Annotated in this window: 25 protein-coding genes; 11 read left to right on the forward strand and 14 right to left on the reverse strand. The window is 56.6% G+C overall.

Going from position 1 to position 26,528, the window contains the following annotated elements:
• Positions 1–53 precede the first annotated feature (53 nt).
• The gene (locus tag O3S85_RS04825) at positions 54–350 is read right to left on the reverse strand and encodes an ArsR/SmtB family transcription factor (RefSeq protein ID WP_269538629.1); all 297 of its coding nucleotides are present in this window, start codon (positions 348–350) and stop codon (positions 54–56) included.
• A 100-nt stretch (positions 351–450) separates the two neighbouring features.
• On the opposite strand from O3S85_RS04825, the gene O3S85_RS04830 reads away from it, so the two are divergent.
• Complete coding sequence (locus O3S85_RS04830) at positions 451–1,527, forward strand: alkene reductase (protein ID WP_269538630.1); 1,077 nt, start codon at positions 451–453, stop codon at positions 1,525–1,527.
• A gap of 221 nt (positions 1,528–1,748) precedes the next feature.
• Positions 1,749–3,581, forward strand: a complete 1,833-nt coding sequence (gene argS, locus O3S85_RS04835) for an arginine--tRNA ligase (RefSeq protein ID WP_269538632.1) — start codon at positions 1,749–1,751, stop codon at positions 3,579–3,581.
• 140 nt (positions 3,582–3,721) lie between these two features.
• Here the strand turns inward: argS and O3S85_RS04840 are convergent, their stop codons facing one another.
• On the reverse strand, positions 3,722–4,144 hold the full coding sequence (locus O3S85_RS04840) for a diacylglycerol kinase (protein WP_269538633.1): 423 nt from the start codon (positions 4,142–4,144) through the stop codon (positions 3,722–3,724).
• Positions 4,145–4,294: 150 nt separating this feature from the next.
• Here O3S85_RS04840 and O3S85_RS04845 point away from each other — a divergent pair, with 150 nt between their 5' ends.
• A complete protein-coding gene (locus O3S85_RS04845; protein ID WP_269538634.1) occupies positions 4,295–5,443 on the forward strand; it encodes a type IV pilus twitching motility protein PilT in 1,149 nt (382 codons plus the stop codon).
• A gap of 116 nt (positions 5,444–5,559) precedes the next feature.
• Here O3S85_RS04845 and O3S85_RS04850 read toward each other — a convergent pair whose 3' ends face one another.
• Positions 5,560–6,165: a hypothetical protein gene (locus O3S85_RS04850; protein ID WP_269538635.1), complete on the reverse strand. Its 606-nt coding sequence runs from the start codon at positions 6,163–6,165 to the stop codon at positions 5,560–5,562.
• Positions 6,166–6,259: 94 nt separating this feature from the next.
• Between O3S85_RS04850 and O3S85_RS04855 the strand changes: the two genes are divergently transcribed.
• Positions 6,260–6,562, forward strand: a complete 303-nt coding sequence (locus O3S85_RS04855) for a Dabb family protein (RefSeq protein WP_269538636.1) — start codon at positions 6,260–6,262, stop codon at positions 6,560–6,562.
• Positions 6,563–6,612: 50 nt separating this feature from the next.
• Entirely contained in the window at positions 6,613–7,836 is a 1,224-nt protein-coding gene (locus O3S85_RS04860) for a hypothetical protein (protein WP_269538638.1), read from the forward strand.
• Between the two features lie 3 nt (positions 7,837–7,839).
• On the opposite strand, the gene O3S85_RS04865 is transcribed toward O3S85_RS04860, so the two are convergent.
• The 8 genes from O3S85_RS04865 to O3S85_RS04900 form a co-directional block, all read right to left on the reverse strand.
• The gene (locus tag O3S85_RS04865; protein WP_269538639.1) at positions 7,840–8,178 is read right to left on the reverse strand and encodes a P-II family nitrogen regulator; all 339 of its coding nucleotides are present in this window, start codon (positions 8,176–8,178) and stop codon (positions 7,840–7,842) included.
• Between the two features lie 136 nt (positions 8,179–8,314).
• Entirely contained in the window at positions 8,315–9,757 is a 1,443-nt protein-coding gene (locus O3S85_RS04870) for an ammonium transporter (protein WP_425499849.1), read from the reverse strand.
• Between the two features lie 35 nt (positions 9,758–9,792).
• Entirely contained in the window at positions 9,793–11,043 is a 1,251-nt protein-coding gene (locus tag O3S85_RS04875) for a response regulator (RefSeq protein ID WP_269538641.1), read from the reverse strand.
• Between the two features lie 57 nt (positions 11,044–11,100).
• Positions 11,101–11,631 (reverse strand): hypothetical protein, encoded by a 531-nt coding sequence (locus O3S85_RS04880; protein ID WP_269538642.1) that lies wholly within the window; start codon positions 11,629–11,631, stop codon positions 11,101–11,103.
• A 31-nt stretch (positions 11,632–11,662) separates the two neighbouring features.
• On the reverse strand, positions 11,663–11,977 hold the full coding sequence (locus O3S85_RS04885) for a hypothetical protein (protein ID WP_269538643.1): 315 nt from the start codon (positions 11,975–11,977) through the stop codon (positions 11,663–11,665).
• Positions 11,978–12,061: 84 nt separating this feature from the next.
• Positions 12,062–13,063 carry a PIN/TRAM domain-containing protein gene (locus O3S85_RS04890; protein ID WP_269538644.1) on the reverse strand — a complete coding sequence of 334 codons (1,002 nt, stop codon included), beginning with the start codon at positions 13,061–13,063 and terminating at the stop codon, positions 12,062–12,064.
• An 83-nt stretch (positions 13,064–13,146) separates the two neighbouring features.
• Positions 13,147–13,287 carry a hypothetical protein gene (locus tag O3S85_RS04895; RefSeq protein ID WP_269538645.1) on the reverse strand — a complete coding sequence of 47 codons (141 nt, stop codon included), beginning with the start codon at positions 13,285–13,287 and terminating at the stop codon, positions 13,147–13,149.
• Positions 13,277–15,022 (reverse strand): formylglycine-generating enzyme family protein, encoded by a 1,746-nt coding sequence (locus O3S85_RS04900; RefSeq protein WP_269538646.1) that lies wholly within the window; start codon positions 15,020–15,022, stop codon positions 13,277–13,279. Before O3S85_RS04900 ends, O3S85_RS04895 begins: the two co-directional genes overlap by 11 nt.
• Positions 15,023–15,131: 109 nt before the next feature.
• Between O3S85_RS04900 and O3S85_RS04905 the strand changes: the two genes are divergently transcribed.
• On the forward strand, positions 15,132–15,980 hold the full coding sequence (locus O3S85_RS04905; protein WP_269538647.1) for a prephenate dehydrogenase: 849 nt from the start codon (positions 15,132–15,134) through the stop codon (positions 15,978–15,980).
• 89 nt (positions 15,981–16,069) lie between these two features.
• Here O3S85_RS04905 and aat read toward each other — a convergent pair whose 3' ends face one another.
• Genes aat through O3S85_RS04920 form a run of 3 tightly spaced genes read right to left on the reverse strand, consistent with a single transcriptional unit; the run spans position 16,070 to position 18,321 of the window.
• Positions 16,070–16,735, reverse strand: a complete 666-nt coding sequence (aat, locus tag O3S85_RS04910; RefSeq protein WP_269538648.1) for a leucyl/phenylalanyl-tRNA--protein transferase — start codon at positions 16,733–16,735, stop codon at positions 16,070–16,072.
• 48 nt (positions 16,736–16,783) lie between these two features.
• Positions 16,784–17,512, reverse strand: a complete 729-nt coding sequence (locus O3S85_RS04915) for a hypothetical protein (protein WP_269538649.1) — start codon at positions 17,510–17,512, stop codon at positions 16,784–16,786.
• Positions 17,509–18,321, reverse strand: a complete 813-nt coding sequence (locus tag O3S85_RS04920; RefSeq protein ID WP_269538650.1) for a hypothetical protein — start codon at positions 18,319–18,321, stop codon at positions 17,509–17,511. The genes O3S85_RS04915 and O3S85_RS04920 overlap by 4 nt, the downstream gene beginning before the upstream one ends.
• Positions 18,322–18,501: 180 nt before the next feature.
• Here O3S85_RS04920 and O3S85_RS04925 point away from each other — a divergent pair, with 180 nt between their 5' ends.
• The 5 genes from O3S85_RS04925 to gltB all read left to right on the forward strand — a co-directional run bounded on the left by O3S85_RS04925 (position 18,502) and on the right by gltB (position 26,432).
• Entirely contained in the window at positions 18,502–18,924 is a 423-nt protein-coding gene (locus O3S85_RS04925; RefSeq protein WP_269538652.1) for a hypothetical protein, read from the forward strand.
• 59 nt (positions 18,925–18,983) lie between these two features.
• Positions 18,984–19,349: a tetratricopeptide repeat protein gene (locus tag O3S85_RS04930; RefSeq protein ID WP_269538654.1), complete on the forward strand. Its 366-nt coding sequence runs from the start codon at positions 18,984–18,986 to the stop codon at positions 19,347–19,349.
• Between the two features lie 146 nt (positions 19,350–19,495).
• Entirely contained in the window at positions 19,496–20,476 is a 981-nt protein-coding gene (locus O3S85_RS04935; RefSeq protein WP_269538655.1) for a type II secretion system F family protein, read from the forward strand.
• 206 nt (positions 20,477–20,682) lie between these two features.
• Positions 20,683–21,510, forward strand: coding sequence for a hypothetical protein (locus tag O3S85_RS04940; RefSeq protein WP_269538656.1), 828 nt, complete (start codon positions 20,683–20,685; stop codon positions 21,508–21,510).
• Positions 21,511–21,764: 254 nt separating this feature from the next.
• Positions 21,765–26,432 carry a glutamate synthase large subunit gene (gene gltB, locus O3S85_RS04945; protein WP_269538657.1) on the forward strand — a complete coding sequence of 1,556 codons (4,668 nt, stop codon included), beginning with the start codon at positions 21,765–21,767 and terminating at the stop codon, positions 26,430–26,432.
• Positions 26,433–26,528: the final 96 nt, after the last annotated feature.

Raw genomic sequence — 26,528 nt, forward strand, 5'->3', positions numbered from 1 at the left:
TGATTAACTTTAGCACACGATCCGAAGGTTTCCAGTAAATCCCTGGATTCGCCTTAATCGCGTTCCACGAGTGCGAGAATGCCAGGAAATTGATTGTCGACTTCTACTTGGCGCACTGAGCTCAGGCACTTAGCGCCAACGACACGGGTTTCGATCAACCCGGCACCGCGCAGGACTTCCATATGGTGTGAAAGCGTGGCCTTGGACACGTCGGAAGGCAGCTCATTGCAGGCCAAGTTCGGTTTTTCCAGCAGTGCGCGCACGATCGCGATCCGGCAGGGATCGGACAGTGCATGCATCACGGCGGACAGCTCAACTTGCTCCAAGGCAGGGTGTTCGTAAGTCTTCATTGTTAAACAATGTAACTAATGTTCGAAAAAATGCGAACAACAATTTGACGAAAGCTAATCGTACACCTATTGTTCGATCAAATTAGAACAACAAACTGCAATGAGTAACACTATCGCCGAAAAATCCGTCCTTCAATCGCCACTCAAAGTCGGTGCCTGGGAACTACCTAACCGGATCATCATGGCCCCGCTGACCCGCACCCGCGCCAGCGAAGGTCGCGTGCCCAACGCCATGATGGCCGAGTATTACGCTCAGCGCGCCAGCGCCGGCCTAATCATTTCCGAAGCAACTTCGGTCGACCCCATGGGCGTCGGCTACCCGAACACACCCGGCATTTGGAGCGAGGAACAGGTCGAGGGCTGGAAACTCATTACCGACGCCGTCCATGCCAAGGGTGGCCGCATTTTGCTGCAACTTTGGCACGTGGGCCGCATCTCCGACCCAGTCTATTTGAATGGCGCGCTGCCCATCGCTCCCAGCGCAATCAAGCCTGCGGGACACGTGAGCCTCGTCCGCCCAATGAAAGACTTTGAGACGCCACGCGCTTTGGAGCTGGAGGAAATTCCGGCCATCGTCGAAGCGTTTCGCAAAGGGGCCGAAAACGCCAAGCGTGCCGGCTTTGACGGCGTGGAGCTCCATGGCGCGAATGGCTACTTACTCGACCAGTTTTTGCAGGATTCCGCCAACCACCGCACGGATGCATACGGCGGCTCGATTGAAAACCGCGCCCGCCTGATGCTGGAAGCCGTCGACGCGGCGATCTCTGTCTGGGGTCCTGATCGCGTCGGCCTGCACCTGGCCCCCAAGGGCGATATCCACGACATGGGCGACAGCGATCTCGCGGCGACCTTTGGTTATGTGGCCGAGCAGATGAAGCAGCGCGGCATCGCATTTCTTTTCACCCGCGAATCTCAGGATGAGCCTCGCATTTTCCCCGAATTGAAAAAGAAGTTTGGCGGCGTCCTCATCGCGAACCAACAGCTCGACAAGGACACGGCCGAATCGTTGATCAACCGTGGCGACGCCGACGCCGTATCGTGGGGCCAGCAGTTCATTGCCAACCCGGACCTGGTCGAGCGTTTGGCCGAGAATCTGCCGCTCAATGAGCCCGACCCGAGCACGTTTTATTCAGACGGCCCCAAAGGCTATATCGATTATCCATTTGCGAAAAAGTAGGAAGCAACCAGGTGGCGGCCGATGTCCTCATCGGCCAGAGGCGAAATAGATTGATTAGATGGTTCGTGCTTCGTGTTTGATGCCGTTAGCACTTTAAAGTCTATCCTTTCGTAGTGTTTGCTCTGGCCGATGAGGACATCGGCCGCCACCTTTTTACAAGACAGTTAGCCCAATCAAGCGCTAAGGCTTGACCTCACCGCGCAATCCCTAGTCTTGGCGGGATGACGCTTTCTTTTGATCTCGGTCGCCAACTTGATGCGCTGCTGCGCAAAGCCGCCCAAGGGCTCGACGCCTTTGGGGATGACTTCGATCCCGGCATTCGCCCGGCGGACCCCCGTTTCGGCGACTACCAGGCCAACGGCGTGCTGCCCTACGCCAAGCAAGCCAAGGTGAACCCGCGTCAACTCGCGACCCAACTGGTCGACGCCCTGCTGGCGTCTGACGACTTTAAAGGGGCCCTAATCCAGCCCAAGAAAGGCGAAACGCCAACCGTGCCGGAGGGTGTCGACTACGCACTCGAAATTGCCGGGCCGGGCTTTATTAATTTCCGCGTCGCGCCGGGCGTGCTGCAGCAGTGGCTCAAGGAATACCGCGACGAAGCGTCGTTTAAGGCCGGTGCCGCAAGCCGGTTCAATGGCCGCAAGATCATCGTCGACTACCCGAGCCCAAACACCGCCAAGCAAATGCACATTGGGCACCTACGCCCCATGGTCATCGGTGAGGCCGTCTCGCGCATTCTGGAGTTTTGCGGCGCGGACGTCACCCGCGACAACCACATCGGCGATTGGGGCACTAACTTCGGCACACTCATCATGGCGATCAAGCGTGAAGGCGTGGACCTGAGCACGCTTGGAGCGGACGCGCTGCCCGAGATCGAGCGCCTCTACAAACTGGGCACCTCTCTCGAAAAAGAAGACCCAGCCATCCGCGACATTTCACGCAATGAACTGGTCAAACTTCAGCAAGGCGACGCCGAAAACACCGCTATCTGGGAGCAGATTGTGGCCGTGTCGAACAGCGCCTTTGAGCGCAATTATGACCGACTCGGTGTGAAGCCCGACTTGACGCTCGGTGAGTCCTTTTACCGCGATAAGGTCGACCGCGTTTATGACGAACTGATCGCCTGCAATATCGCCGAGGAAAGCGACGGCGCCCTGGTAGTCTGGCACGATGAGGTCAAGAAATTCGCCCGCGACAACGAGCGCCCCTACCCGTTTAACATCCGCAAGCAGGACGGTGCCAGCAACTACGCCTCGACCGACCTCGCCACCGTGCTTTACCGCGTGGAAGAGCTTAAGGCCGACGAGGTAATCTACGTAACCGATGGTCGCCAGCAGGACCATTTCGAGCAGCTTTTCCTGACCGTGGACAAATGGTTCGCGCGCAAGGAGTATCCCAAGCCGCAGTTGGAGCACGTGTGGTTTGGCACGATCCTCGGCGAGGACGGCAAGGCGATCAAAACCCGCAGCGGCGAGCCGATCCGTTTGAACGAACTACTCGACGAAGCCGCCAAGCGCGCCGCCGACACCGCCGCGGATAAGATGAAGTCGCCCGACCTGACCGACGCCGAGAAAGCCGCCATCGCGGAGGCCGTCGGCATTGGGGCCGTGCGCTACGCCGACTTGTCCTCCAACCGCACGCAGGACTACGTGTTCTCGTGGGAAAAGATGCTCGCCTTCGAGGGCAACACCGCGCCCTACCTGCAAATGCAGGGCGCGCGCATCCACGGCATTTTCCGCAAAATGGGCCTCCAGCCCGGCGAAGGCGAAGACGGCGCCTCGGGCCTCGAAACGCCGGAAGAGCTCTCCCTCGCCCGCAAATTGCTCAACCTGCCTGTCGCCCTCGAAATGGCGATCAGCGACCTGCGCCCGCATCACATTTGCACGTATCTCTTCGAGTTGGCGGGCGAGTTTTCAAGCTTTTACAGCGCCAACCACGTCATGGTGGATGAGGCCGACGTCAAAGCTCGCCGCGTGATGCTCTGCGCCCGCACGCTCGCCGTCCTCGAAACCGGCATGCACCTGCTGGGCATCCAGACGCTCGAAAAAATGTAGCCGCTGGCTTTGCCAGCGGAGATTAAAGGAAAAAGATTAAAGATTAAAGTTTGAGACAGGGCTGATGCAGACTTGGCCCAACAAAAAAAGGGAAAGCCCGCGCCTTCCCTTTTTCCTTTAATCTTTTTCCTTTTTCCTCACTAAAAACTCAACCGCCCGTCGCGGATGGCTTCGGTGATGACCAGGCCCCACATCACGGCTACGTTCAACAGGGCGAAAAAGACCGCGCCGCTGCCCATGTCTTTGGCGCGCTTGGCAAATGGGTGCGTTTCCTGGGAAATGTAGTCGACGGTCCACTCCAGGGCGGAGTTCATGAGCTCGACGACGAGCACCAGGAAAATGGAACCAATCATGAGCGCCTTGCCCAGCAGACCCACCGGCAGCATGATTGCCGTGGGGATCAGAATGCAGGCCAGCAGCATCTCCTGCCGAAACGCCGATTCGTGCTTGAGGCTGGAGCCGATACCCTCGAAAGAGTAAAACATGGCGTTCCAGATGCGCTTAAGCCCACCGCGTGATTTGTCTTCGCGGACTTCGGTATAGTCGTGGTTTTGCTGCAACATGATTAATAAGGGGAAAAATTCAGTGATAACTTGTGCCGTGAAAAACGCAATTCTAATGCTCGGATTATTAATCTGAATGTTAAGCAACGCAAATAAGCTTGAGACGTGATAGTTACGGGACAGCTTAGACTTTTCCCTAACGCATTAAGCATGGAACATTTACGCGACCCCCACACCAAAGTTTACAACGCCGGCGGACACCTGTTTAGCATCAGCGACCTGCTCCACAGCATCACCGACCCGGAATACATGGTCGATGGCCTGCCCCGCATCTCCGACTACCACTTCAAGGTCGGCGAGCCGATTCGCTATCGTCTAGACTCCGGCCTGGTGCCCATTCCCGGCGGCGAGGCCCTGACCCGCGAAGTATTTGAATCATTGATTTTCCCCCTGCTCCTACCAGAGCGCGTGGAGGAAATTCAGGCGGGTGGCCCGATCGATATCGACTGCGGCTACGAGTTTGTGGGCGACGAAGAAACGTATAATTTCCGCCTCAACGTGTTTCAGGACCGCCACGGCCCGGCCGCCACAATGCGCATGCTCCCGCCTAAGCCGCCGAGCATCGACCGTGTGGGCTTCCCTTATGACGATATTTGGGAAGACCTGGTCAACCTGCGCCAGGGCCTCGTGCTAATCTCCGGCGTCACCGGCAGTGGTAAGTCCACGACGATGGCCAGCTTGATCAACTACATTAATAACACGCGCGCGGACCGCATCATCACGCTGGAAGACCCGATTGAATACCTTTTCGAGAGTAAGGAAGGCATGATTTCGCAGCGCGAAGTCGGCGTGCATGTGTCGTCCTTTGCCCGTGGCTTGCGCAGCGCCCTGCGCGAGGACCCGGACATGATTTTCGTGGGGGAAATCCGCGATGCAGAAACCGCAGGCCTCGCCGTGACGGCGGCAGAAACCGGCCACTTGGTGTTCTCCACTGTGCACACGCGCGACGCAATTGGCTCGATTACCCGCCTAATCGACATGTTTGCCAGCGACCGCTCGCGCGAAATGACGACCCAGATTTCGATGAACCTGAAGACGGTCATCAGCCAAAAGCTGGTTCCGTTAGCCAGTGGCAAGGGCCGCATTGTCGCCATGGAGGTTATGCGCAACACCGGCGTGGTTGGCAACCTGATCCGCTCCGGCAAGATCCACCAGATTTACTCCATGATGGAAACGCGCGGCTCCGAAGGCATGATCACCATGGAGCAGTGCCTCATCGAGATGGTCGAGGAAGGCAAGATCACGAAAGAAATGGCCATTGCCTACGCCAACCGCGAAGAGATCATTGACCGCTTGTAGGGCTCGTTACGGGTCGCGTTTATGATGAGCCCATTTGCCGTAGCATAGGCGTCTCGCCTGTGCTCTATCCATCTGTGTTTTAAGTCGTCGATTATGGCACAAGCGAGACGCCTATGCTACGAGTGCGCCTTGAGACGTTTTTTCTCCTGCCAGAAAAGCGCGGTGGTCGGGATCACCTGAAGCAAGATAATCATGACCGACAGCCACATCAGGGCATTGGCGTTGCTTTCATAAAACAACCAAATCGAGCCAAGCCACCAACCGATGGCGGCGGTTCGCAGGTATGGCTTGGGGTCGATCATCCCTTGGATAAAGAAACCCACGCCCATCAGCACGGCAAAGATTGCGGGCAGCAGATACGGGCTCATTTCACCGAGGCCGACAGCCACCACGCCAAAGATCGCCATCGCGGCGATGCAGGCGGCCCAAATCCCGCGCACCAGTCGGCTCGTCATCGGGGTGCGGTGAAATTCCTCCAGCGTCACCTTGCCATAAACAAAGCTACAAACTGCGCCGAAGATAAACGACGGCAACCAGATATACAGACCGCCATCGATGGGCACATCATGCTTGAGGATCGCCCACTGTAGAAGCGTGCATTTGGCGATGATCAGCCCCCAGAACACCAGCAACAACATACGCGAAGCCGTCATCTGCGCAGAGCGCTCCAACGCAATTTCCAGCTCGGCATTGGTGGACGATTTGGGCGCAGCTGAGATCATTAAGATAACCTACTCCTTTTAATGAATAATTTCAATCCTCCACCGCAGTGTTTAAATCGATTGCGTTCGCCCGTAAATGGCGCATCTTCGCGGCATGATTACCCACGTTGTTATTTTCTGGCTGGATAAGCCCTACGGCGAAAACCGCGATCTCGTGCTCGAGGCCGCCCGCAAGCTTGGCGACATCCCCGGCTGCGAAAACTTCCGCACCGGTGGCCCGGTTCCCAGCATCCGCGGCGTAGTCGATGACAGCTTTGCCGTTGCCATTTCCATCGACTTTGCGGACCAAGCCGCAGCCGACGCCTACCAAGTACACCCCGATCACCAAAAATTCATTAACGATGCGGTGAAGCCCTACGTGAAGCGATTTGTGGTCTATGACTTTGGCGAGGCGTAGGCTTTGCTATCCCATTGACCCTGCATTGGCGTGTGTTAACTTAAAAATAGATGAGCGATCAGCCGGATTCACAACCAGAGAAAAAACACCAGCTCAGTGACCGGCGCACCGTCGCCTCTAAATTCCAAAAGCCCGAGGATACCGACGAGCCACCGGCACAGCCGCCCCGACCGGCCCCCTACCCGCACATGCCGGGGCCCGGCCATGGTGAAGGCTTTTCGATAGGCAACACCCAGCCCAAGCGCCGCCCGGACGCAAGCGCTGAACAAGAGCCCGCGATCAAGCGAAAAGAACCCACCGCCCCGAAGCACGGGCGCGACCTCTTGCGGGATACATCATCCCAAGCAGCGCCAATCGGGCCTGCGCCATCGACTAACATCCTGGAAGGCGACTCGGCTTGGGACCGTGGGCGCCCGCTCCTCATTGGTGGCATTTTGCTGCTACTCATCGCTGCTTTGGTTATCTATCTGGTTACCAACCGCGATTGGAGCAAGCAGGTTGCAACGGATGAGAGCACGCAAAGCAACTCACTCAATAGTCGGCCGACGGCCAGCCGGGCCGCCACTACGACGAATCCGGCAGTGGCCCTCATCGAAGATAACACGGCAGCGCTGGGCGGCTACGAACTGCTGAAAAAGCTATCCAGCATACGCATTCGTGGCGAAGTCGAAAGCGCGGGCAAAGTGATCCCTTTCAGCCTTTATGGCCGGCGTCCGAATGATTATCGTTTGGTGTTCGAAATTTCTGGCCGTGATGAGCTGATTATCGGCTTTAATGGCCAGACGGCATGGAGCCAAGTTAAGCGGGACGGGCAAAACGTCAGCATAAGGCCATTTTCGGAAGCGGAGTTGCCCCAATTAATTCAACATGCTGATTTCGATTTGGCACCGCAGAAATACTTGCTCGTAGGCGAGTATTCAAAGGATCGGCAAGCCACGGTGATGCAGGCCAAGTCAATGAGCCCTGAGCTCCTGGATGGCGAAATGTATGACGTGTATCGTATCGAAGAGTCCGGACGTCCGACGATTATTTGCTATCAGGATATGAGTAGCAATTTGCTGCGACAAACCGAGACAAAGATTGGTAATGATCGATACCGCGAGGTTTACGAGGATTACCGAAAAGTGGAAGGCGTGTATTTCCCCTTTTTGCAAACAAGCTATGTGAATGGCAAATTGGAGTCTGTTTCTCGGATCAAGCAGGTGCAGTATAACACGGGCCTGATCATGAGTCTCTTCGATCCACCCGAAGAGATTACAGCAGAGGTCGAATAGCGGTTAAACAACCGAGTCCCCGCCCTCGCCAGTGCGGATGCGGGTAGCGGATTCCAGCGGCGATACGAAGATTTTGCCGTCGCCGATTTTACCCGTTTTCGCGGATTCGGAAATGGCCTCAATGGCGGCTGCTACTTTGGCGTCAGTTACCCCGATGTAAAGTATCAGCTTGGGAAGAAAATCAACGCGGTACTCGTTGCCGCGGTATATTTCGGTATGTCCTTTTTGTCGGCCAAAGCCTTTCACTTCGGCAATAGACATGCCTTCGATGCCTGCTTTTTGCAGGGCGTTTTTAACGTCATCCAGACGGAATGGTTTTATGATTGCGGTGACTAGTTTCATGATGGTTTTGGGGACCGGTAACCACGGGGGAATTAGCCCCCGTGGCACCAGATTGATCATCTCTATTTTTAGTCAGCAAGCGTAGCAATGTTGCCTGGTCAGCAGAGGTGGCTTACGCCACTAAGATTAAATCAGCTTAAAGCGGCTCATCCGCATATTGCTGGAAGTCAGCGTAGGCTTCGTTGCCGTGCTCGCCAAGGTCGAGGCCTTCGAGCTCTTCTTCAGCACTGACGCGCAGACCGACCATTTTGTCGATTGCCCAGAACATGCCGTAGGAGCAGATGAAGGTGAATGCAAAGACTGCGGCCACGCCGAGGAGCTGAATGCCCAACTGCGATACACCACCGCCGTAGAAGAGTCCGTCTTTAATTGCAGTATCGGCATCCCAGAAAACGGTGTCGATCGCGGCGCTACCAAAGAAGCCGATGGACAGAGTGCCCCAGGCACCGCAGACGCCGTGCACCGATACAGCACCAACCGGATCATCGATTTTGAGCGTGCGCTCTACGAAGAGAACGGAGAACACCACGATGACACCACCCACGAGGCCGATGATCACGGCGGACAGCGGTGAAACACTGGCGCAAGGAGCGGTAATCGATACCAGACCAGCCAGACAGCCATTAATCGTCATGGACAAGTCGGGCTTACCAAACTTTACCCAAGTGGTGATGGCGGCAGCGCAAGTGCCAGCAGCAGCAGCCAGCAGCGTGGTCATCGCGACGTAAGCCAAGCCATCAACGGCAGCCAGCGTGGAGCCGGCGTTAAAGCCGAACCAACCGAAGAAGAGGATGAAGCCACCCAGGGTTGCCATGGGCAAATTGTGTCCGGGAATCGGTAATGCTTTGCCGTCTGCGCTGTATTTGCCTTTACGGGCACCCAGGATCATAGCACCCGCCAGACCAGCCCAGGCCCCGACTGAGTGCACCACCGTGGACCCGGCAAAATCTCGCATCCCCATGCCGCCGAGCCAACCGTCGCCGGACCAGATCCAGTGACCGGTGATCGGGTAAAGAATCGCGGTAATCGCAACTGAATACATCACGTATCCGATGAACTTCGTGCGCTCAGCCATGGCACCGGAAGCAATCGTGGCTGCGGTTGCGGCGAACACCACCTGGAAGACCCAGCCCGCTGCTTCCACCGAAGCGGCCTCAGCATTTTCCGGCGAGACGATCGCGGCTTCCATGAAGAAATATTCGGGCGACCAACCGATGAAACCATCCCCCGAGCCATACATCAGCGAGTAGCCAACCGCAAGGAACGCAATGGCACCAAAGCCAAAGTCGAGGAAGTTCTTCATCATAATGTTACACGCGTTTTTGGCGCGGGTCAGACCGGACTCGACCATGGCGAATCCTGCCTGCATGAAGAACACCAGCACCGCAGCCAGCGTAAGCCAAAGAATGTCGCCCGTCACCTGCGGCAGCATTGCCGGAGCCTCGGCGGCTTCTTCCACGACTGCTTCAATCACGGCAGGCTGTTCCGTGATCTCTTGGCCGTGGGCGGTTAGCGAAAACATTGAAACAGCTAACAGGCCAAACAGGCACAGCCAGCGCTTCCAATTCAGGAGATTCATTTTGTTCATGGTCATTTGCTTTGGTTAGAGAGAAATTAGTCGTTCGGGAGCAGGTTTTCGTCGGCTACTGATTCCAGCAGGTGCAGTGCGGCCAAGTCGTTGTGCAGGAGCGACTGCACTTGATGCAGAGAGAGCGAGCGATACGGGCAACTGGAGATCGCACTGCGCAGCACGGTAACGAGCTGCTCGTAGTTGCCCTTCCAGACATACTGTGAAAGATAATCCAGAGCGGCCGTTTCCACCTCGCGTGCACGGACAAACGAGTGCAGCGAAGTCAGGTCGTAGAGAATTTTCCGGATCATCAACGGGATGTCCATTTTGCGGTCACGCAGTGGAGCAATCTCCAACTTTGCATCGCAAAGTTCCTCCAGCTCTTCGCGGTATTTCTGGATCAACGGCGTCGAAAGATCGGAATTGATCACGCTTCCGGCAACGATGCGCACATGGCGCTTGGTGCGACCGCGGTTTTTCGCGATAAAGTTGAGTAAGTGCCCCCGCTGCTCATCCGTCAGCACTTCGATGTGCGGGATGTATACGATGCGCGGCGGGCCGTCGCTGAGTAGCGCGGCGGCATTCAGTGACTCCAGTGTTTCGAGGGTCACCTCGTGATCCTGAATCACGGCCGGATAAACATCCGCAGTGCCTGCAGCCTGGTTCAGTTCGCGGACCACGAGCTCGAATTCCGAGCCTTCCTCACCCGCTAGCAAAATTGCGTTCTTGAACTTACGGGCGTTCCAAAGATTTCCCAGCAGGCGACGCGAATTGCTGCTTTTGGTGACGATGAAGCTGGGGCTGTAGTTGAGCGACTGATAAGACTGTGAAGGCGTAGTCCGAGCGGCAGCCCCCAGCTTATTTCCACTGTTGCCCACGCCGAAAGGCGCACGGGTCAGCCCGGGCTGGACCATGGGCTTGGCCTTCATGCCGGCGTCGTTACAAAGCCCCTCAATCTTCGACATCAATCGCGAAGGATTGAACGGACGATAGATGATATCAGATACACCCAGTTGGCCACGCGGCGGAGTGTGCTTGGCGTCGGCTTCGTCACTGAGGAGCACGACATGCGTTTTCTGGCAGTTCTTGGCCACCTGACGCACGAACTCCAAGCCGTTTACCCCTGGCAGATCACGGTCAATAATAGCAACCGGAAACTCCTGCTCCATGGCTTGACGCATCGCGTCATCCGGGTCTGAACAAGAGACGACCCGGCGACCTAATTCACGCAAAATCAATGACAGTTGGCTGCGCGAGCGACCGTCCGGTAAAACTAAAAGTAAAGAATCGTTCATGTAAGCAATCCAGGGCTCCAGGTAGTTTTGGTTAGTGGAGTGATTGCGAGATGGCGTTTAGTAATTGGACCCACGGTAAGAGCGCTGTGGGCGCGGGCGTGCGACGCGTTTTCGGCCCTCTGGCGCGTCATCCGGCGTTGGCTCGGGCTCCACGGAAGGCGTGGCGGGCGCAACCGGCGTTTGCGGAGCCGGCGCTGGCGTCGCGGGAGCGGCTGGCGTTGGCTTGCCGATGGCAGCAGGGCCGCCGAGTTTGCTGGTCGCTTTGACGTTCTTGACCGCCATGTTGGTGATCATCTTTAGCGACACACGATTCACCATCGGCTCGGCGAATGTCAGGATAAAGATACCGTTACCACGGCGTAGAAAGATCCAACGCTCACTGTATTTCAGTAAATACTCGTCGCATGGGAGAAAGTTTTCATCGACGGTTTCATACAGCGAGATGACGCGCCGGGCGAGGTCATCAAAGAGTTCTTCGACGAAGTAAGCGGGTAGTAAGTTCTCAATTAATCCGCCGTCCTTGTCGAAAACACAGACGCCCTCGACCCCGGGAACATCGAGAATATTTTTAATGAATTTATCGCTCATGGCTCTGTCCTCGGGTTGACATGCTGGTTGATTATGACTCGAGCAATTGTGGGAGAGTCGAAGTGATGTTCGCCTTGTTATCGAACATTACGCCGAGGTCACTGCCTCCGCGCGGCACGATGACCGAAGTCATGCTTTTCCCGATAATGTGGCCCTCTTCGAGGCCCTCCATTCCGAAAGATTCGCCGATCAGATCCGCTAATTGGTGTACAAACACCATAACGTGCCCCAACGCTTCCGGGTCTTCGCCCTCAGCGTGTAGCACCTGACCGGTCTCATCGCACTCGATCAATCCTAAGACGCCGGGAAATTGCGGCGTGCCGTATGCATCTTCAGTGATTCCCATAATGTGTCCCTTTCGGACACTAACCTAGCACCTCTGATGCCAGTTGGGCTCACTGGGGGATTTTTTACTGGATTACTCAATCTATTAAGCAATCAGGCGGGCGAACACCATCTTGCCACCAGCCGACGGCAACACACTGGTCACCTCGACTTTCGCATCCTGGCCAATCATATGTGCGGCCTCATTCACGACGACCATCGAGCCGTCACCCAGGTAACCTACAGCTTGCCCGGACTCACGGCCGGTCTTAACCAAAGATAATCGAAGTGTCTCACCAACATCGACTTCCGGATTCAAAGCTTTTGCCAATGCCGTGATATTCAGCCAATCGACCCCTTGAAACTCTGCCAGTCGGGCCAAGTTATAATCCGTCGTCAGCAATTTCGCCTTCAACGACTCGGCGACAAAAATCAATTTTGCGTCCACTTGCTGCCCACGCCCGATCTCACTTTCATGAATCGTGAAGTGGATATGGGGTATAGTACGCAGTTCATTGAGCACTTCGAGCCCCTTGCGCCCCTTGGCCTGACGGGCAGGATCGGACGAATCTGCGATGTTCTGCAACTCATCCAGCACGAATCGCGGCACCACTAATTCGGCAATGAGAAAGCGGCTTTGGCAGATGCCAATGATGCGGCCATCGATGAGCGCACTGGTGTCGACCACCACGATGGCGGAGTCCACTTTTTGCGGCACAAAGCGCACGTAAGGGATCACCAGGTTGAAGTCGTCGCGACCACGCAGGGCAATCACCGACCCCAAATACATGCAGATGACAAAGAGGCTAAGTCGGACCAGGTGAATGACTTCCTCATCTCCGTATTCCAGAAGCGGCGATGATGAAATTAAAAATGAAACCAGCGCCCCCATCCCGAGGCCAAAGGTGATCGCCGTCAGCCCGCGCAAGGAGAAGCCCTTGAGCAGAAGGTCCACGAGGATGGTGAGCATCCCAATCAACCCGCCAATGACCAGGTACAAGCCAAGGCGCTGCGTTGCCTCGTAGCCTACCGCATACCACAGGAGATATGCCCCCGCAATGCACAACAGGAAGAAGAGAATTCGGATGACTGTAAGCGTTTTATTCAATCGTATCTGCGCCTAGGGGTTATAGCTCATGCAACGAATCTCACCATAAACAGACTTTCATTCGCTGGCAAGCAGGCAAACCATTAACTGATCAACCATGCCGTGACAAATGGCGCGATGATAAAAACGGCCATCACGCCATATAATATCCATGTGGCACGCTCAGCCTTGGCCAGTTCTTCAGGCGTAAACTCCTGTTGAGGATCTTCGGAATCAGTTTTCATTCGATTCTGCTAAGTATACCACAAATCTGAATCCGGCAAAGCGGTTTCGCATGCGGCGGTTGCTGATTTCGATTGGCACGTCGACCATGGCGTCGATGGAGGTCTCCACTGAACCGCCGGCAATGTAGGCTTCGCCGTCACCCGGCAGCGATCCGCTGTCGAGCCATTCGGCGACGTTGCCCAGCAAATCATGAAAGCCCTGGCCATTCGGTTTGAGCGTAGCGATCTCGTGAGTCACGCCATCGGCGTTTTCCAGGCACCAGGCCGTTTCGCGTAGATTCACGTAGCGCAGGCTGCCCAAGGCGGCATGGTATTCGGCTTCGGTGGGCAGGCGCACCGGGCGGCCAAGCAGCCAGGAAATGCGCTGGCAAAAGTTGCGGGCGTCATCCCAGTTACCGGAATCTACCGGCAGCAAATCACCGACATGGCGGCTCGGGTTCGCCTTGAGCATGACGCTCATGTATAAAGCTTGGGAAACCTCTGTCCGCAGCATACGCCAGTCAGCAACGCCTTCGACGGGAAGCAGCTGGCCGTAGATACGCTCTTGCAAGAAGTTGATATCGTCCTCGATGGCGGCGAGGTACTGCATTTTCAAGAGCGCGTCGTCGCCAAGAATCGTGCTGCGGGGAAACTGCTCCGTGAACTGCTGCACCTTCGGATACAGCGAGCGGATAATCTCGATGGCACGCCAGGTGGTGCGTTCGCGAAGCGCGGTGTCGAGTCGGGTCATTTCATCTTTAATGCCGTCGCCGAGATTGCGGCTGAGGGAATTTTCGCGCAGACTCTGCAACTCCTCGGCTTGTGTGACGCCGGCAAAACGGCTCTGCGGAAACTCCTTATTCAGCTGTCTTTGCAAGCGGTAGGCATTCTGAAAAGACTCGGCAGCCGCAGCGTAATTGCCCTGCCCTTCGGCCGCAATGGCCGCTTCGCGAAATTCCTCAATGCGCATGTGCAAGTCACTGGATTCCAGGCTGGAGAGTTCCTGTTCCAACCGGGAGACGCGCTGTACGTTGGCAAACTGAAGCCCGCGAAAGCGCATATTCAGGTCCTTCTGAATATCGATAGCCTTGCGGTAGTAGAGCTTCGCGCGGCTGTAATTCTCTTCCTTAATCGCCTGAGCGGCATCTTCTTCGGCCTGGACGGAGTCTTCGTAAAGAGGTTTCGCCGTCAACATATCCACCTTGCGTTGAAGGCGGGTCAGGCGACGGGTGTCATTGTTTTCGGAAAGATCGTAGGTTTCGTTGAGCTTCCGTTGCAGAAATGCCGAGCGCTCCATGGCCTTCAGCGCATTTTCGAATTCGCCAGCCTCTTCGTGCTCGATCGCCATGTCTTCCAGCATCACGCTCTCATCATAGAGCACCTTGCCGCGCAAGTTGTCCCGCAGTTCGTAAAGTTCCTCGCGACGCTCTGCCGTAGCCGTGTGGTAGCCGCCACGCATTGTAATGTAGTCTGACAACGCAGTGATGGCCTCATCCAGGATCACGAAGTCGTCCTCCGTGGCCGGACGCTGGTCCACCAGTTGACGAAAGCGCTCTTCTTTCTGCTGGCTGAGCTCCAGCAGCTGGTTGCCCTCGACCTCGTTGAATTCGACGTTCACCTTGCTGTGGTCGATCTTGCCGGGGCCGAGCTTCGTCAAGAAATAGGCACCAGTCAGGACTACCCCGAGTAGCAGCAAGATGCCGATGATACGGAAGGGGATGCGGAAACGGTAAAAAAAGCTACGATTTCTGGACATGAAAAACAGTCTTATTTGTGGCACTTGGCGGGCCATGGCCAGCAAATTCCCGATGCAGTAAGGCAATTCGGGCTCGCCATCCGCCATTAGGGACAAATGCTCGGACGGCATGTTTCAACAAGCGACCATTTTAGCCCCCGGCCTGCTTGGCGCATCACTACTCATGGCGCTCAAGGAGCGCGGCTTGGCGAAAAAAACCGTCGCCTGGGCGCGGCGGGCGGAAACCCGCCTGCAATGCCAGGAGCAGCCGTGGTGCGACGCCGTGTTCCCCACCGCCAACGAAGCCGTCCGCGGCTCGGACCTTATCGTCCTCTGCCCGCCTGTTGAATACATAGTGCCCATGCTCCAAGATATCGCGCCCGACATTGCCCCCGGCGCGCTCGTAACCGATGTCGGCAGCACCAAGAGCCTGATTTGCCGTCAGGCCCGTGCCATTGGCGGTGACTGGACTTTCGTCGGCTCGCATCCGATGACCGGCTCTGAGAAGACTGGCCTGGAGAACGGCTGCCCCGACCTTTTCCCCGGTCGCGCCTGCTTCGTAACGCCTCTCACTGACACGCCGGAAAACATGGTCGAAAAAGCGGTTCGTTTGTGGCGTGAGCTCGGCATGGAAGTCGCCACGACCTCCCCGGAAAAGCACGACGAAATCGTTGCCCACATCAGCCACCTGCCCCACCTGCTCGCCTCCACCCTTTGCAGCTACCTGACCACGCAGGACGAAAATTGGCGCAACTACGGCGGCGGCGGCCTCCGCGACACGACCCGCGTCGCCTCGGGCGATCCCGGCATGTGGAAAGCCATCGCCATGCACAACAAAGAGGAAATCATTCGCTCACTGGATGGCTTCGACCGCGAGCTGCAACGCCTCCGCAGCGCCCTGCACAATGACCAATTTTTCGAAGTGCTCAACTTCCTCGAACGAGCCAAAGACTACCGCGATCGACTGAGGATCAAGTGATTCGAGTGCGGAATGAGAAGTGCGGAATGCGGAATGTATTTCAAGTGAAACCGATACTTATTCCGCACTCCGCGTTCCCCACTCCACACTCAGACCGGCCAGCGGTCCGGCTCCTCAACGGCGAGGGCCAGCTCATCAAGGAAGTCGTCGCGGTTCCACTCAGTCGCTCCGAAACGGGCCAGGTGCGCTGTGGGCTGCTGACAATCAATGAAGCGGAAACCATGCTCATGCAGGCGCAGGGCCAGGTTCGCAAAGGCGACCTTTGAGGCATCCGGGCGGTGAAAAAACATGGATTCGCCCGCAAACATCGAGCCGATGGCAATGCCGTAACACCCGCCGACCAGCTCTCCGTCGCGCCAGCATTCGGCGCTGTGGGCCATGCCCTCGTCGTGCAGCGCTTCGTAGCCGGCAATGATGTCTTCCGTGATCCAGGTGCCGTCCTGACCAGGGCGTGGCTGCTCCGCGCAGGCCCGAATGACCTCACCAAAGGCGCAATCGTAGGTGATTTCCCAATACGGCTTACGCATTTCTTTAGCCAAGCTGCGCTGAATTTTCAGTTCGCTCGTTCGCAGCACAAAACGCGGGTCCGGGCTCCACCAGAGGATTGGCTGGCCCGGTGAATACCAGGGGAAAATTCCATGCCGGTAGGCATCGCGCAGCATGTGCGGCGTCAATTCTCCGCCCATGGCCAGTGGCGCATCCCCCGGCGCATAGCGAGGGTCCGGGAAAATCGATCTGGGCGGCGATTCCGACATAGCCTTAGTTTGCACGAGCGAATGTAAAAACGCCAGCCCGCATAGCCCTCAATTTCGAGTTTTTGTATCCTCTTTCAGGGAGTCGATCCAGTGCTGCACGAAGAAAACTTTTTCCGTGGTGAACTGCTCGTCGGCGGTGCCAATAATGGGCCGCAGCGAGGTCGACATCTGCATCAATACAAGCACGAACACGCCGACCCACACTTTCAGGTATCCAGCCTCACGGGCCCCCATGATCATCGCGCCACGCATGATCAGCCCGATACCGAACCACAGCGCAATCACCCACACGAGCAGATTAAGCGGCCCCACGAAAGCCAGGTGCGTCGTCGATTGCGAAAAAAGCCAGACCACCGGCGCAAAGCTCATCAGCAAGAGCGAGACCATACACACCGCGCAAAGCAGCATACCGGCGACCGCGCGAAAGCTCACCTGGAGCCCACTCAAATTGCTGAAAATGTATAAGCTCGGAAAGCACAGCAGTGTCGCGACGAGCAGACCAATGACGATCTTCAGCGGGGCGGCCCAGAGCTGCTCGCCCATGGAAAAGGTTCCCACGAAGAAGCCAAAGGCACCCAGGCACACCACCGTCGCCAGCAGCATTCGGCCAACGACTTTCGAGCCGTCATCGCTGTTAAAGTGCTCGATCAATTGCAGCGGGCTGCGCAGCAGGCACTCCAGCACCTGAACGATGGTGGGATTCTTTGGCAGCGGTTTATGGCTCGCCACATGCTTTGGTTGTAGCGGCGGCGGTGTCGGTTGGTCATCGGTGTTCATAGTCTGTCATCAGTTAATAATTCACGGATAATACGGCGCAGTTGAACCACGGCGAAGAGCCCGGCCAGCAGCGCCAAAAAGATTAAAACCGGCGCACCAAGCCCAGTCGCGGCTTCCGCCGAGCCGAGCACGCCGTAGTAAAAATTGCCCGACAAGGCATCGCGGCGGAAGAATTCCACCTCCAGGTCTGGGTCCCCGAAGAACGGCCGGCACACGTAAAACACCTGTGCGCCAACCAGCAAATTGCCCAGCGTCCATCCGACAAACGTCTGAACCGCGCTGCGCCTATTGGGCACGTATTGCAGCATCAGGCGGAGGAGTTTCAGATTGCAGATCAGCCCGGCAAAGGCGATCACGCCCGTGTGAAACACCAGGACCATGCCATGCCATTGCCCGGCGTCCGCCGCCTCTGCGCCGGGTAAATTCAGTGAGGCGAAAAAGCTGACGGGCGCGACTGACCCGACGATCAGCGCAAAAAGCGCGAAGCTGGCGAGGATCATCATTAACGTTTGCCGGAAGCCTAGCCCAGTCCCCAGTAGCTGCGCCAACACGCCATTGAGCATGCCATTGATTCCAACTACGCCAAAAATCGCCAGTGGCAGTTTGATGGACACATAGGCACCCATCAGCGGCGATCGCCACATCCCCAGCGTGAATCCATACAAGCCGCATCCCACACAAATGGCCACCACGCTGCTCCACACCAAGTTGGCGTCACGGCGGGTAATCCACTCGGCGAGTAAATCAAATTCACCCCGGCAAACCTGCAGCAGCCACCGCCATCGTTGAGCTATTGTTGTGCTATCCATCGCGTTCGCCCATTGAAGACCAACGACCGGAACCTTAGTTCCCACCTTGGCTTAAAAACTTTGCAATGCAAAGTAAGTAGCTTTTAATTAGCACTTCCAGAGGGACATTTCACGGTCAGCCATAAATGGCTTTTTGATTTCTGATGTGATATTACATACGCACAGCAGCGAGTTATCTTTATGGTTACATTTATCGCGATTCTCATTTTATTCGTTTCAGGCTATGCCATTTACTGGTCCGCAAAACGCCACCTATACGGCCTCCAAGCCTTGATCACTTTGCTTCTTCTCATTGCCTTCAGTATAGGAGGTGCCCAATTTGGAATGGCATTTGAGCGAGTTCTTTCTAGAAGTCAGACTCGCGGTGCCCAATACCAAATGCAACTTGGGTTCGACGCTTTAGTGGAAGACGCTGAAGCGGGCCAATATGAACTCTTGGCGGAGAAGGTCATCTACTTGAGCAAACACTGGATGGGCGTCGATTTACTCCTGGAGGGCAATAGCCTGGACGAGCTAGTCAGAACACTTGAATCCTCCGACAATATTCCGCTGCAAAGCCATGACGGCGAACCAAAAGCTGAAGGAGTAAACTTAGAAAATTGAGCGTCTTCGCCCCGCCCTTCCCTGTTGCCTTCAACGGCAAATCTGCTTTGCTCCCCACTATGCCTGAAGAATCCAACTCGCCCAAGACTGACGTGACGCAACTCGTCGAAGACGCCACCTTCGACTACACGATGGGAGACAACGACGCCGCGCTGGCCAAGCTACGTGAAGCCGTCGAGCAGGACCGCGATTCTTTCGACGCCTGGCACGCCATGACCGAGGTCTATTTCTCAATGCGCGAGTTCCGCGAAGCCCTCAAGGCCGCCGAGCAGGCTTTCCGCGTCGACGGCAACGACATCCACATCAACACCTCCCTGTCGCGCATCCATATGGAACTGGGTGACAAACCCACCGCCGAGCACTTCGGCGCTCAGGCCCGCATGCTCGGCTGGAAACAGCAGCTCCAGGAACCGGACGAAGATTAATTCGGTGTCTTGGTGCGTGGTTCTTCGTGCTTGGTTTCCAAGCATGCCACATTAGCCTCATTCTTCTAGAAAGCTCGAATTGCTCAGCATCAACTGTCTCAACGACCCAAGCACCAAGAACCAAGCACGAGCGCACCAATAACGCCATGGCCCTGTCCCACAAGAAGATTGCCAAATGGTATCTACAGGTCGCACAAACGCTGGAGAGCGGCGTTTCGCTGCCCGCGGCGTTGGACACCTGCCTCGGTGCACCCGCACCCGGTCGGCGACTGATGTCCAACAACCTGCAATCCGGCATGGACGTCGACGAAATGCTCAAACGCGCGCCTGCGTGGTTTCCCAAAAAGGACCGCTTTTTCTGGTCGGCCGCAGTCCACAGCGGCCGCCTGCCCCAGACCCTGCGCACGCTCAGCGACCAACACGAGCGCATGGGCGCTGCCAAGATGAAGCTGGCTTTTGGCGCATTGTATCCAGTGGGCATGCTGACCTTTGCCGGGTTCGTGTTGCCCATCATGTGGGGCATCGATTTCGAGAAGGGCGTGAGCAGCTTGAGCGATGTCTTTAACCCGCAATATTTCGCGACGGTTGCCATTATCGAGGGTTCGCTCTGGGGGACTATCGGCTTACTGCTGCTCCTGGCAAAAATCGAGAGCCCGATCCTACCGATGCTGGCCAAGCTGCTGCCCGGCTTTCGCGGCCATAGCCGCAATCAGGCGTTGGCGGATTTTTCTTACGCGCTGGCTGCGTTTCTTGAGGCCGGCACGCCAATTGGCAAAGCCTGGGCGGGTGCCGGCATGGTGACCAACCAGACGAAGTTCAAGCAAGCGGGCACAGCCATGCGCGAGCGCATTGAAGACGGTGCCACGCCCTCCGAGCATCTGACGAAGCACCGCTGCTTTCCGGAAGATTTCCGGTCTTTATATACAACGGGCGAAAAAACCGGCCAATTGGAGAAAAACCTCGTCGTGCTCGGCCAGCAATACCAGCAAAACGCCAACGGCTCGATGACCTTTGCCAGCATCCTTTACCCCTTGCTAATGTTTGGCGCGATCGCGGCGGTGCTCGTCTTCGCCATTATCCGTTTTTACGCCTCCTACCTCGACGGCATTACGGGCCTGATGGAGTAAATTCAGCTCAGCTTGAATTTTGTGGCAATTTGCCACAACCTTGTTTCATGAGCAAATCAGTCCGCCTCAGCGATGAGCTTGTCGAGCGCCGATGAAGATATCCCAACATGGGCCCGCCAATCCCTGTCAGTTTAGTATATTTCAGTGTCTGGCGAACAACTTAGCGGCTTGTCATCTTCTGTGACAGACTGCCATGATCTCTCCCGATGAAATCTTTGCCGACACTAACGCTCATTTCTCTCGCTGCCGGCCTGTTTGTAGCCGGATTCTGGTTCGGACGTTCCGGCAATGAAAACTCTGCGCCAAACGACATGACTCCCCCAAAAAATGAGGCGCGGGCACCCGTTCCAGTAGTGCCTAAAACATCCGTCCGAGAAGACGAAAGTGCGGATACTTTGCAAGAGATACAACTGCTGCGAACTCAATTGGCCGAGGAGATTCAGCTACGTCATCAGCTCGAAGAAGCACTCAAGCAAGCTGACGTCGGCAAGCGCGCCTATGAGTGGTTTCGTCAAGAGATGGAAGCGAGACAGTTCCAAGGTGTGAGCATTAGACCGATCAGCCGCGACGACCTGCAACTCACCGACACGCTGCTTACCGTATCGGGCATCAATGCCGAGGCTTACGAGCAGCTCGAAAGTGATCGCAAGCAGCTGCTCAGCGAGGTGCGCGATTGGGAGCAAGAAAACGCCATCATCACAGAAATGGACAATGGCGGCGTCAGCATCGAAATTCCACCCATGCCAAATGACCTGCCCGATGCATTTCTAGCGAAAACCAGAAACTACTTAGAAAAGGATCAGGCTGATTTTCTCGCCAATTTATACGGGCGACCATTAGGTGAGCTCACACAAACCCGCTTCGTAGAAGTTGAATATCTTCAAGAAAGTGGTATCGATGTAATATCAGTAACCATACAAGGAGCCCCGGGTAGCGGCTTTCTGTCCACTTCGACCCGATCTCAGGCCATTCCGGGATCCCGGCCTGTTTTCGTTAAGCGTTGGGATCACCTAATTGAGCTCAAAGACCAATAAAATCGTGCAAAAATGCGCCAAACTGGCACCCGATATGAGTGAGATTAATTCTCAAAGGGAAAAAGTTTTTGCATTTTAGGTAAAGAAGGCCAAATTTCACCCGCTCCCCTCATGGGATTCTCTGTACAGTGACGTATTCTCCTGCGGTTGACCGACGGTCGTCCGTCGGGCTTCGTTGCCAAATCAGGACTTCGCGGGCACACGCCCTGCTTCATATATAGCTGAACCTTTAACTATACTATACGCATCGCTTTATGTCAGACGCGCCAAAGACACCGCTAGGCTGGCCCGAACCACAGGGCCTCTGGAACCCGCAGCAAGAACATGATTCTTGCGGCGTTGGCTTTATTGCCCACTTAAAGGGCAAACGCTCGCACGACATCATTTTAAAAACGCTCACGATGAATACCCATATGGACCATCGTGGCGGCGCGGGGGCTGAACCGGACACCGGTGACGGCGCGGGCATCTTCATCCAGATGCCGGACAAGTTCCTCCGCAAGGCGATGGCGGAAAAAGGTGTCGACCTGCCGCCCGAAGGCCAATACGGCGCGGGCATCGTGTTCATGTCCCCCAACGCCAGCGAACGCGACTCGGCGATGGAAGTCTTTGAGCAGGTTGTTGCCGAAGAAGGTCAAAAGTTCCTCGGCTGGCGCACCGTGCCCGTCAAGAGCGAGATCCTGGGCAAAATATCCGGCTCCTACGAGCCCTGCATGAAGCAGATTTTCATCGGCCGCGATCCGTCGATCACGGACGACCTCGACTGGGAGCGCAAGCTGTATGTGATCCGCCGCCGCGCGGTCAACGCGATCAAGAACAACGAAATTCTGGAAAACTACGGCAACGTGCACGGCACGAAGTCCAGCACGTTTCCCGGCAGCGAGTATATCTACGTTTGCAGCCTCTCCGGCCGTACCATGGTCTATAAGGGCATGCTCACGCCGTGCCAGCTCTCCGAGTATTTCCCGGATTTCCACGACGAAGATTTCGAATCGGCGCTGGCGCTGATGCACACCCGCTTCTCGACCAACACCTTCCCGAGCTGGCCGCGCGCCCACCCGAACCGTTTCATCGCGCACAACGGTGAGATCAACACGGTCATGGGCAACGTCAACTGGATGAAGGCCCGCCAGAAGCTCTGCAAGTCCAAGAAGTTTAAGGAAATTTCCAAGGTATTCCCCGTCATCAATGAGGACGGCTCGGACTCCGCGCGCTTGGACAACGTGCTCGAATTCATGCACCTGGGCGGCTACGACCTGACCCACGCCATGATGATGATGATTCCTGAGCCATGGGAGCGTCACGAGTCGATGAACGAAGCCAAGAAGGCTTTCTATGAGTTCCACGCCTGCCTGATGGAACCATGGGACGGACCGGCCTCGATCACGTTCTCCGACGGCACCTCCATCGGCGCGTCGCTGGACCGCAATGGCCTGCGCCCAAGCCGTTACTACGTCACCAAGGACGACCTGGTCATCATGGCCTCGGAAGTCGGCGTTATCCCCGACCTCGACCCGCTGACGGTGGTCAAGAAGGGCCGTCTGCAGCCAGGCCGCATGTTCCTCGTAGACATGAAGGAAGGCCGCATCGTCCCTGACGAGGAGGTCAAGGAGCGCGTATACAACGCCCACCCATACGCTGAGTGGCTCAAGGAAAACCGCCTGCAAATCACCGATCTGCCCGAGCCCAAGGCCGCGGCATCCTCGGAAGCAGACGGCATCCTGACCCGCCAGCACGCCTTCGGCTACACCTATGAAGACCTGCGCTTCATCTTGGGGCCGACTGCGAGCTCCGGTGTTCAGCCAATCGGCTCGATGGGCAATGACACGCCGCTGGCTGTGCTCTCGAACAAGTCGAAGCACCTCTATTCGTATTTCAAGCAGATCTTCGCTCAGGTGACCAACCCGGCGTTGGACTGCATCCGCGAAGAACTCGTCACTGCGACGGACACGTTTATCGGCTCCGAAGGCAACCTGCTGGAGCCCGGACCACAGTCCTGCCGCATGGTACGCCTGGCAACGCCGCTCATTGACAACAAGGAGCTGGCCAAGCTGCGCGAGATCGAAGCCGAAGGCTTCAGCTCGACCACCATCGACGCACTCTTCCCAGCCGATAAGGGTGCAGTTGGCCTCGAAAAAGCCATTGCCTCCATCTGCAAGGAAGCGGATGCCGCGATCAAGGATGGCATCAACGTGATCATCATCTCCGACCGTGGTGTCTCCAAGGACATGGCGGCGATCCCGACCCTGCTTATCATGGGCGGCCTGCACCACCACTTGGTCCGCAAGGGCACCCGCACCCGTGCCTCCATCATTCTGGAGACCGGTGAGGCACGCGAAGTCCACCACTTCGCCACTCTGCTTGGTTACGGTGCCGATGCGATCAACCCATACATGGCCTTCGAATCGCTACACAAGATGATCCAGGACGACATGCTCGATATGGAGCTGGATCAGGCGATTTACAACTACCTGAAGGGCTCGATCAAGGGCGTCGTTAAAACCATGGCCAAGATGGGCATCTCCACCGTGGCTTCCTACCGCGGCGCGCAGATCTTCGAAGCCATTGGTCTGACCAGTGAGCTCGTCAGCAAATACTTCACCGGCACCGCGACCCGCATCGAAGGCTCCGACATCGAAGCCATCACCGAGGAAACGCTCCGCCGCCACCGCAAGGCCTTCCCGGCCCGCCACATCGAAGAGGACGAAATCGCCCTCGACCCGGGTGGCGTTTACCAGTGGCGTCGCGACGGTGAATACCACCTCTTCAACCCGAAGACCATTCACACGCTGCAAAAGGCGGTTCGCACCGGCAGTTACGAGACCTTCAAGGAATACTCGCGCCTAGTAAACGACCAGAGTGAGAACATCGCCACCCTGCGCGGCCTGATGAAGTTCAAGGACGGCCGCAAGTCGATCCCGATTGAGGAAGTAGAGCCGATCGAAGCCATCATGAAGCGCTTTAAGACCGGTGCCATGTCCTATGGCTCGATCTCGCAGGAAGCGCACGAAACGCTGGCCATCGGCATGAACCGCGTCGGCGGTAAATCGAACACCGGCGAAGGCGGCGAAGACCCCGAACGCTTCAAGCCGTTGCCCAATGGCGACAGCAAGCGCTCGGCGATCAAGCAGGTAGCTTCGGGCCGTTTCGGCGTCACCAGCGAATACCTGGTCAATTCCGACGAGCTGCAGATCAAGGTCTCCCAAGGCGCGAAGCCGGGTGAAGGCGGTGAGCTGCCGGGCTCCAAGGTTTACCCGTGGGTTGCCAAGGTTCGCCACTCGACTCCGGGCGTGGGCCTCGTGTCCCCGCCTCCGCACCACGACATTTACTCGATTGAGGACCTCGCCGAACTCGTCCACGACCTGAAGAATTCCAACGTCAATGCCCGCGTGAACGTGAAGCTCGTCGCGGAAGTCGGCGTCGGCACGATTGCCTCGGGTGTGGCCAAGGGCCATGCGGACGTCATCCTGATCGCCGGTCACGACGGCGGCACGGGCGCGTCCCCAACCTCCTCGATTTACAACGCCGGTGCCCCGTGGGAACTCGGCCTTGCTGAAACCAATCAGATTCTTCTGCTCAACGACCTGCGCAGCCGCGTGGTGGTCGAGACCGACGGCCAGCTCAAGACCGGCCGCGACGTCGCCATCGCTACCCTGCTCGGTGCCGAAGAGTATGGTTTCGCGACCGCCCCGCTCGTCACCATGGGCTGCCTGATGATGCGCGTTTGCCAAAAGAACACCTGCCCGGTCGGCGTCGCCACGCAAGACCCGCGCCTGCGCAAAAAGTTCACCGGCAAGCCCGAGCACGTTGTCAACTTCATGAAGTTCATCGCGATGGAACTGCGCGAGATCATGGCTGAGCTTGGCTTTAAGACCGTTAACGAAATGGTCGGCCACGTTGAAGCCCTGGACACCGCCAAGGCCATCAACCACTGGAAGGCCAAGGGTGTCGATCTGACCAGCATCTTCCACAAGCCCGACGTCGCCGAATCCGTGGGCACCTACTGCAGCAAGCAGCAGGATCACGGCCTCGACAAAGCTCTGGACAACACGCACCTGCTCAGCCTGTGCAAGCCAGCGCTCGATAAGGGCGAAAAGGTCAAAATCACGCTGCCGATCATCAACATCAATCGCGTGGTAGGCACGATCACCGGCTCCGAGCTGACTCGCCGTTACGGCGCAGCCGGCCTACCGGACGACACCATCCACCTGCACTTCCAAGGCAGCGCAGGTCAGTCACTGGGCGCATTCTGCCCCAAGGGCATGACCTTCGAGCTGGAAGGCGATGCCAATGACTACATCGGCAAGGGTGTCTCGGGTGCCAAGATCATCGTTTATCCGCCGAAGGGCTCCGAGTTCAAGCCGGAGGAAAATATCATCGTCGGTAACGTCGCATTCTACGGTGCCACCGAGGGCAAAGCCTACATCAATGGTATTGCCGGCGAGCGTTTCTGCGTCCGCAACTCCGGCGTCCACACGGTCGTCGAAGGCGTTGGTGACCACGGCTGCGAATACATGACCGGGGGCCAGGTAATCTGCCTGGGCAAGACCGGCCGTAACTTCGCGGCAGGTATGTCTGGCGGCACGGCTTACGTTTACGATATCGACGGCGATTTCCGCACCAACCTCAACGAAAGCATGGTCAACGTTTACGAACTGATCGAATGCGCCGATGAGGAGATCGAGAAGGTTCGCGCCGAGATCGAAGCACACGTCAAGTATACCGACTCACCACGCGGTAAGGAAATCCTCGAGAACTGGACCGAAGTCCGCTCGAAGTTCATTAAGGTATTGCCAGCCGACTACGAGCGCATGCTCAACGCCTTCAAAAAGGTGGAAGAGCAAGGCCTCTCGGGTGATGAAGCAGCCATGGCCGCCTTCGAAGCAAACATGAACGACCTCTCCCGCGTCGGCGGAAACTAATCGGAAAAGCAAAATTATAAATTCAAAATGCTAAAACCTGTCTAATTGATCGTTTGTTTTTGCATTTATCCTTTTGAATTTTGAATTGTATTAATT

This window comes from Cerasicoccus sp. TK19100 (assembly GCF_027257155.1).
GTDB classification, from domain to species: domain Bacteria; phylum Verrucomicrobiota; class Verrucomicrobiia; order Opitutales; family Cerasicoccaceae; genus Cerasicoccus; species Cerasicoccus fimbriatus.

Excerpts from the sequence above, each read along its gene's own strand:
- O3S85_RS04845 (WP_269538634.1), top strand. The coding sequence starts at position 4,295 with ATGGAACATTTACGCGACCCCCACACCAAAGTTTACAACGCCGGCGGA.
- O3S85_RS04935 (WP_269538655.1), top strand. The coding sequence starts at position 19,496 with ATGGCCCTGTCCCACAAGAAGATTGCCAAATGGTATCTACAGGTCGCA.
- O3S85_RS04830 (WP_269538630.1), top strand. The coding sequence starts at position 451 with ATGAGTAACACTATCGCCGAAAAATCCGTCCTTCAATCGCCACTCAAA.
- O3S85_RS04860 (WP_269538638.1), top strand. The coding sequence starts at position 6,613 with ATGAGCGATCAGCCGGATTCACAACCAGAGAAAAAACACCAGCTCAGT.
- O3S85_RS04925 (WP_269538652.1), top strand. The coding sequence starts at position 18,502 with ATGGTTACATTTATCGCGATTCTCATTTTATTCGTTTCAGGCTATGCC.
- O3S85_RS04940 (WP_269538656.1), top strand. The coding sequence starts at position 20,683 with ATGAAATCTTTGCCGACACTAACGCTCATTTCTCTCGCTGCCGGCCTG.
- O3S85_RS04905 (WP_269538647.1), top strand. The coding sequence starts at position 15,132 with ATGTTTCAACAAGCGACCATTTTAGCCCCCGGCCTGCTTGGCGCATCA.
- O3S85_RS04930 (WP_269538654.1), top strand. The coding sequence starts at position 18,984 with ATGCCTGAAGAATCCAACTCGCCCAAGACTGACGTGACGCAACTCGTC.
- O3S85_RS04875 (WP_269538641.1), bottom strand. The coding sequence starts at position 11,043 with ATGAACGATTCTTTACTTTTAGTTTTACCGGACGGTCGCTCGCGCAGC.
- O3S85_RS04840 (WP_269538633.1), bottom strand. The coding sequence starts at position 4,144 with ATGTTGCAGCAAAACCACGACTATACCGAAGTCCGCGAAGACAAATCA.
- O3S85_RS04865 (WP_269538639.1), bottom strand. The coding sequence starts at position 8,178 with ATGAAACTAGTCACCGCAATCATAAAACCATTCCGTCTGGATGACGTT.
- O3S85_RS04895 (WP_269538645.1), bottom strand. The coding sequence starts at position 13,287 with ATGAAAACTGATTCCGAAGATCCTCAACAGGAGTTTACGCCTGAAGAA.
- argS (WP_269538632.1), top strand. The coding sequence starts at position 1,749 with ATGACGCTTTCTTTTGATCTCGGTCGCCAACTTGATGCGCTGCTGCGC.
- O3S85_RS04880 (WP_269538642.1), bottom strand. The coding sequence starts at position 11,631 with ATGAGCGATAAATTCATTAAAAATATTCTCGATGTTCCCGGGGTCGAG.
- aat (WP_269538648.1), bottom strand. The coding sequence starts at position 16,735 with ATGTCGGAATCGCCGCCCAGATCGATTTTCCCGGACCCTCGCTATGCG.
- gltB (WP_269538657.1), top strand. The coding sequence starts at position 21,765 with ATGTCAGACGCGCCAAAGACACCGCTAGGCTGGCCCGAACCACAGGGC.
- O3S85_RS04915 (WP_269538649.1), bottom strand. The coding sequence starts at position 17,512 with ATGAACACCGATGACCAACCGACACCGCCGCCGCTACAACCAAAGCAT.
- O3S85_RS04920 (WP_269538650.1), bottom strand. The coding sequence starts at position 18,321 with ATGGATAGCACAACAATAGCTCAACGATGGCGGTGGCTGCTGCAGGTT.
- O3S85_RS04885 (WP_269538643.1), bottom strand. The coding sequence starts at position 11,977 with ATGGGAATCACTGAAGATGCATACGGCACGCCGCAATTTCCCGGCGTC.
- O3S85_RS04825 (WP_269538629.1), bottom strand. The coding sequence starts at position 350 with ATGAAGACTTACGAACACCCTGCCTTGGAGCAAGTTGAGCTGTCCGCC.
- O3S85_RS04900 (WP_269538646.1), bottom strand. The coding sequence starts at position 15,022 with ATGTCCAGAAATCGTAGCTTTTTTTACCGTTTCCGCATCCCCTTCCGT.
- O3S85_RS04855 (WP_269538636.1), top strand. The coding sequence starts at position 6,260 with ATGATTACCCACGTTGTTATTTTCTGGCTGGATAAGCCCTACGGCGAA.
- O3S85_RS04850 (WP_269538635.1), bottom strand. The coding sequence starts at position 6,165 with ATGATCTCAGCTGCGCCCAAATCGTCCACCAATGCCGAGCTGGAAATT.
- O3S85_RS04870 (WP_425499849.1), bottom strand. The coding sequence starts at position 9,757 with ATGAATCTCCTGAATTGGAAGCGCTGGCTGTGCCTGTTTGGCCTGTTA.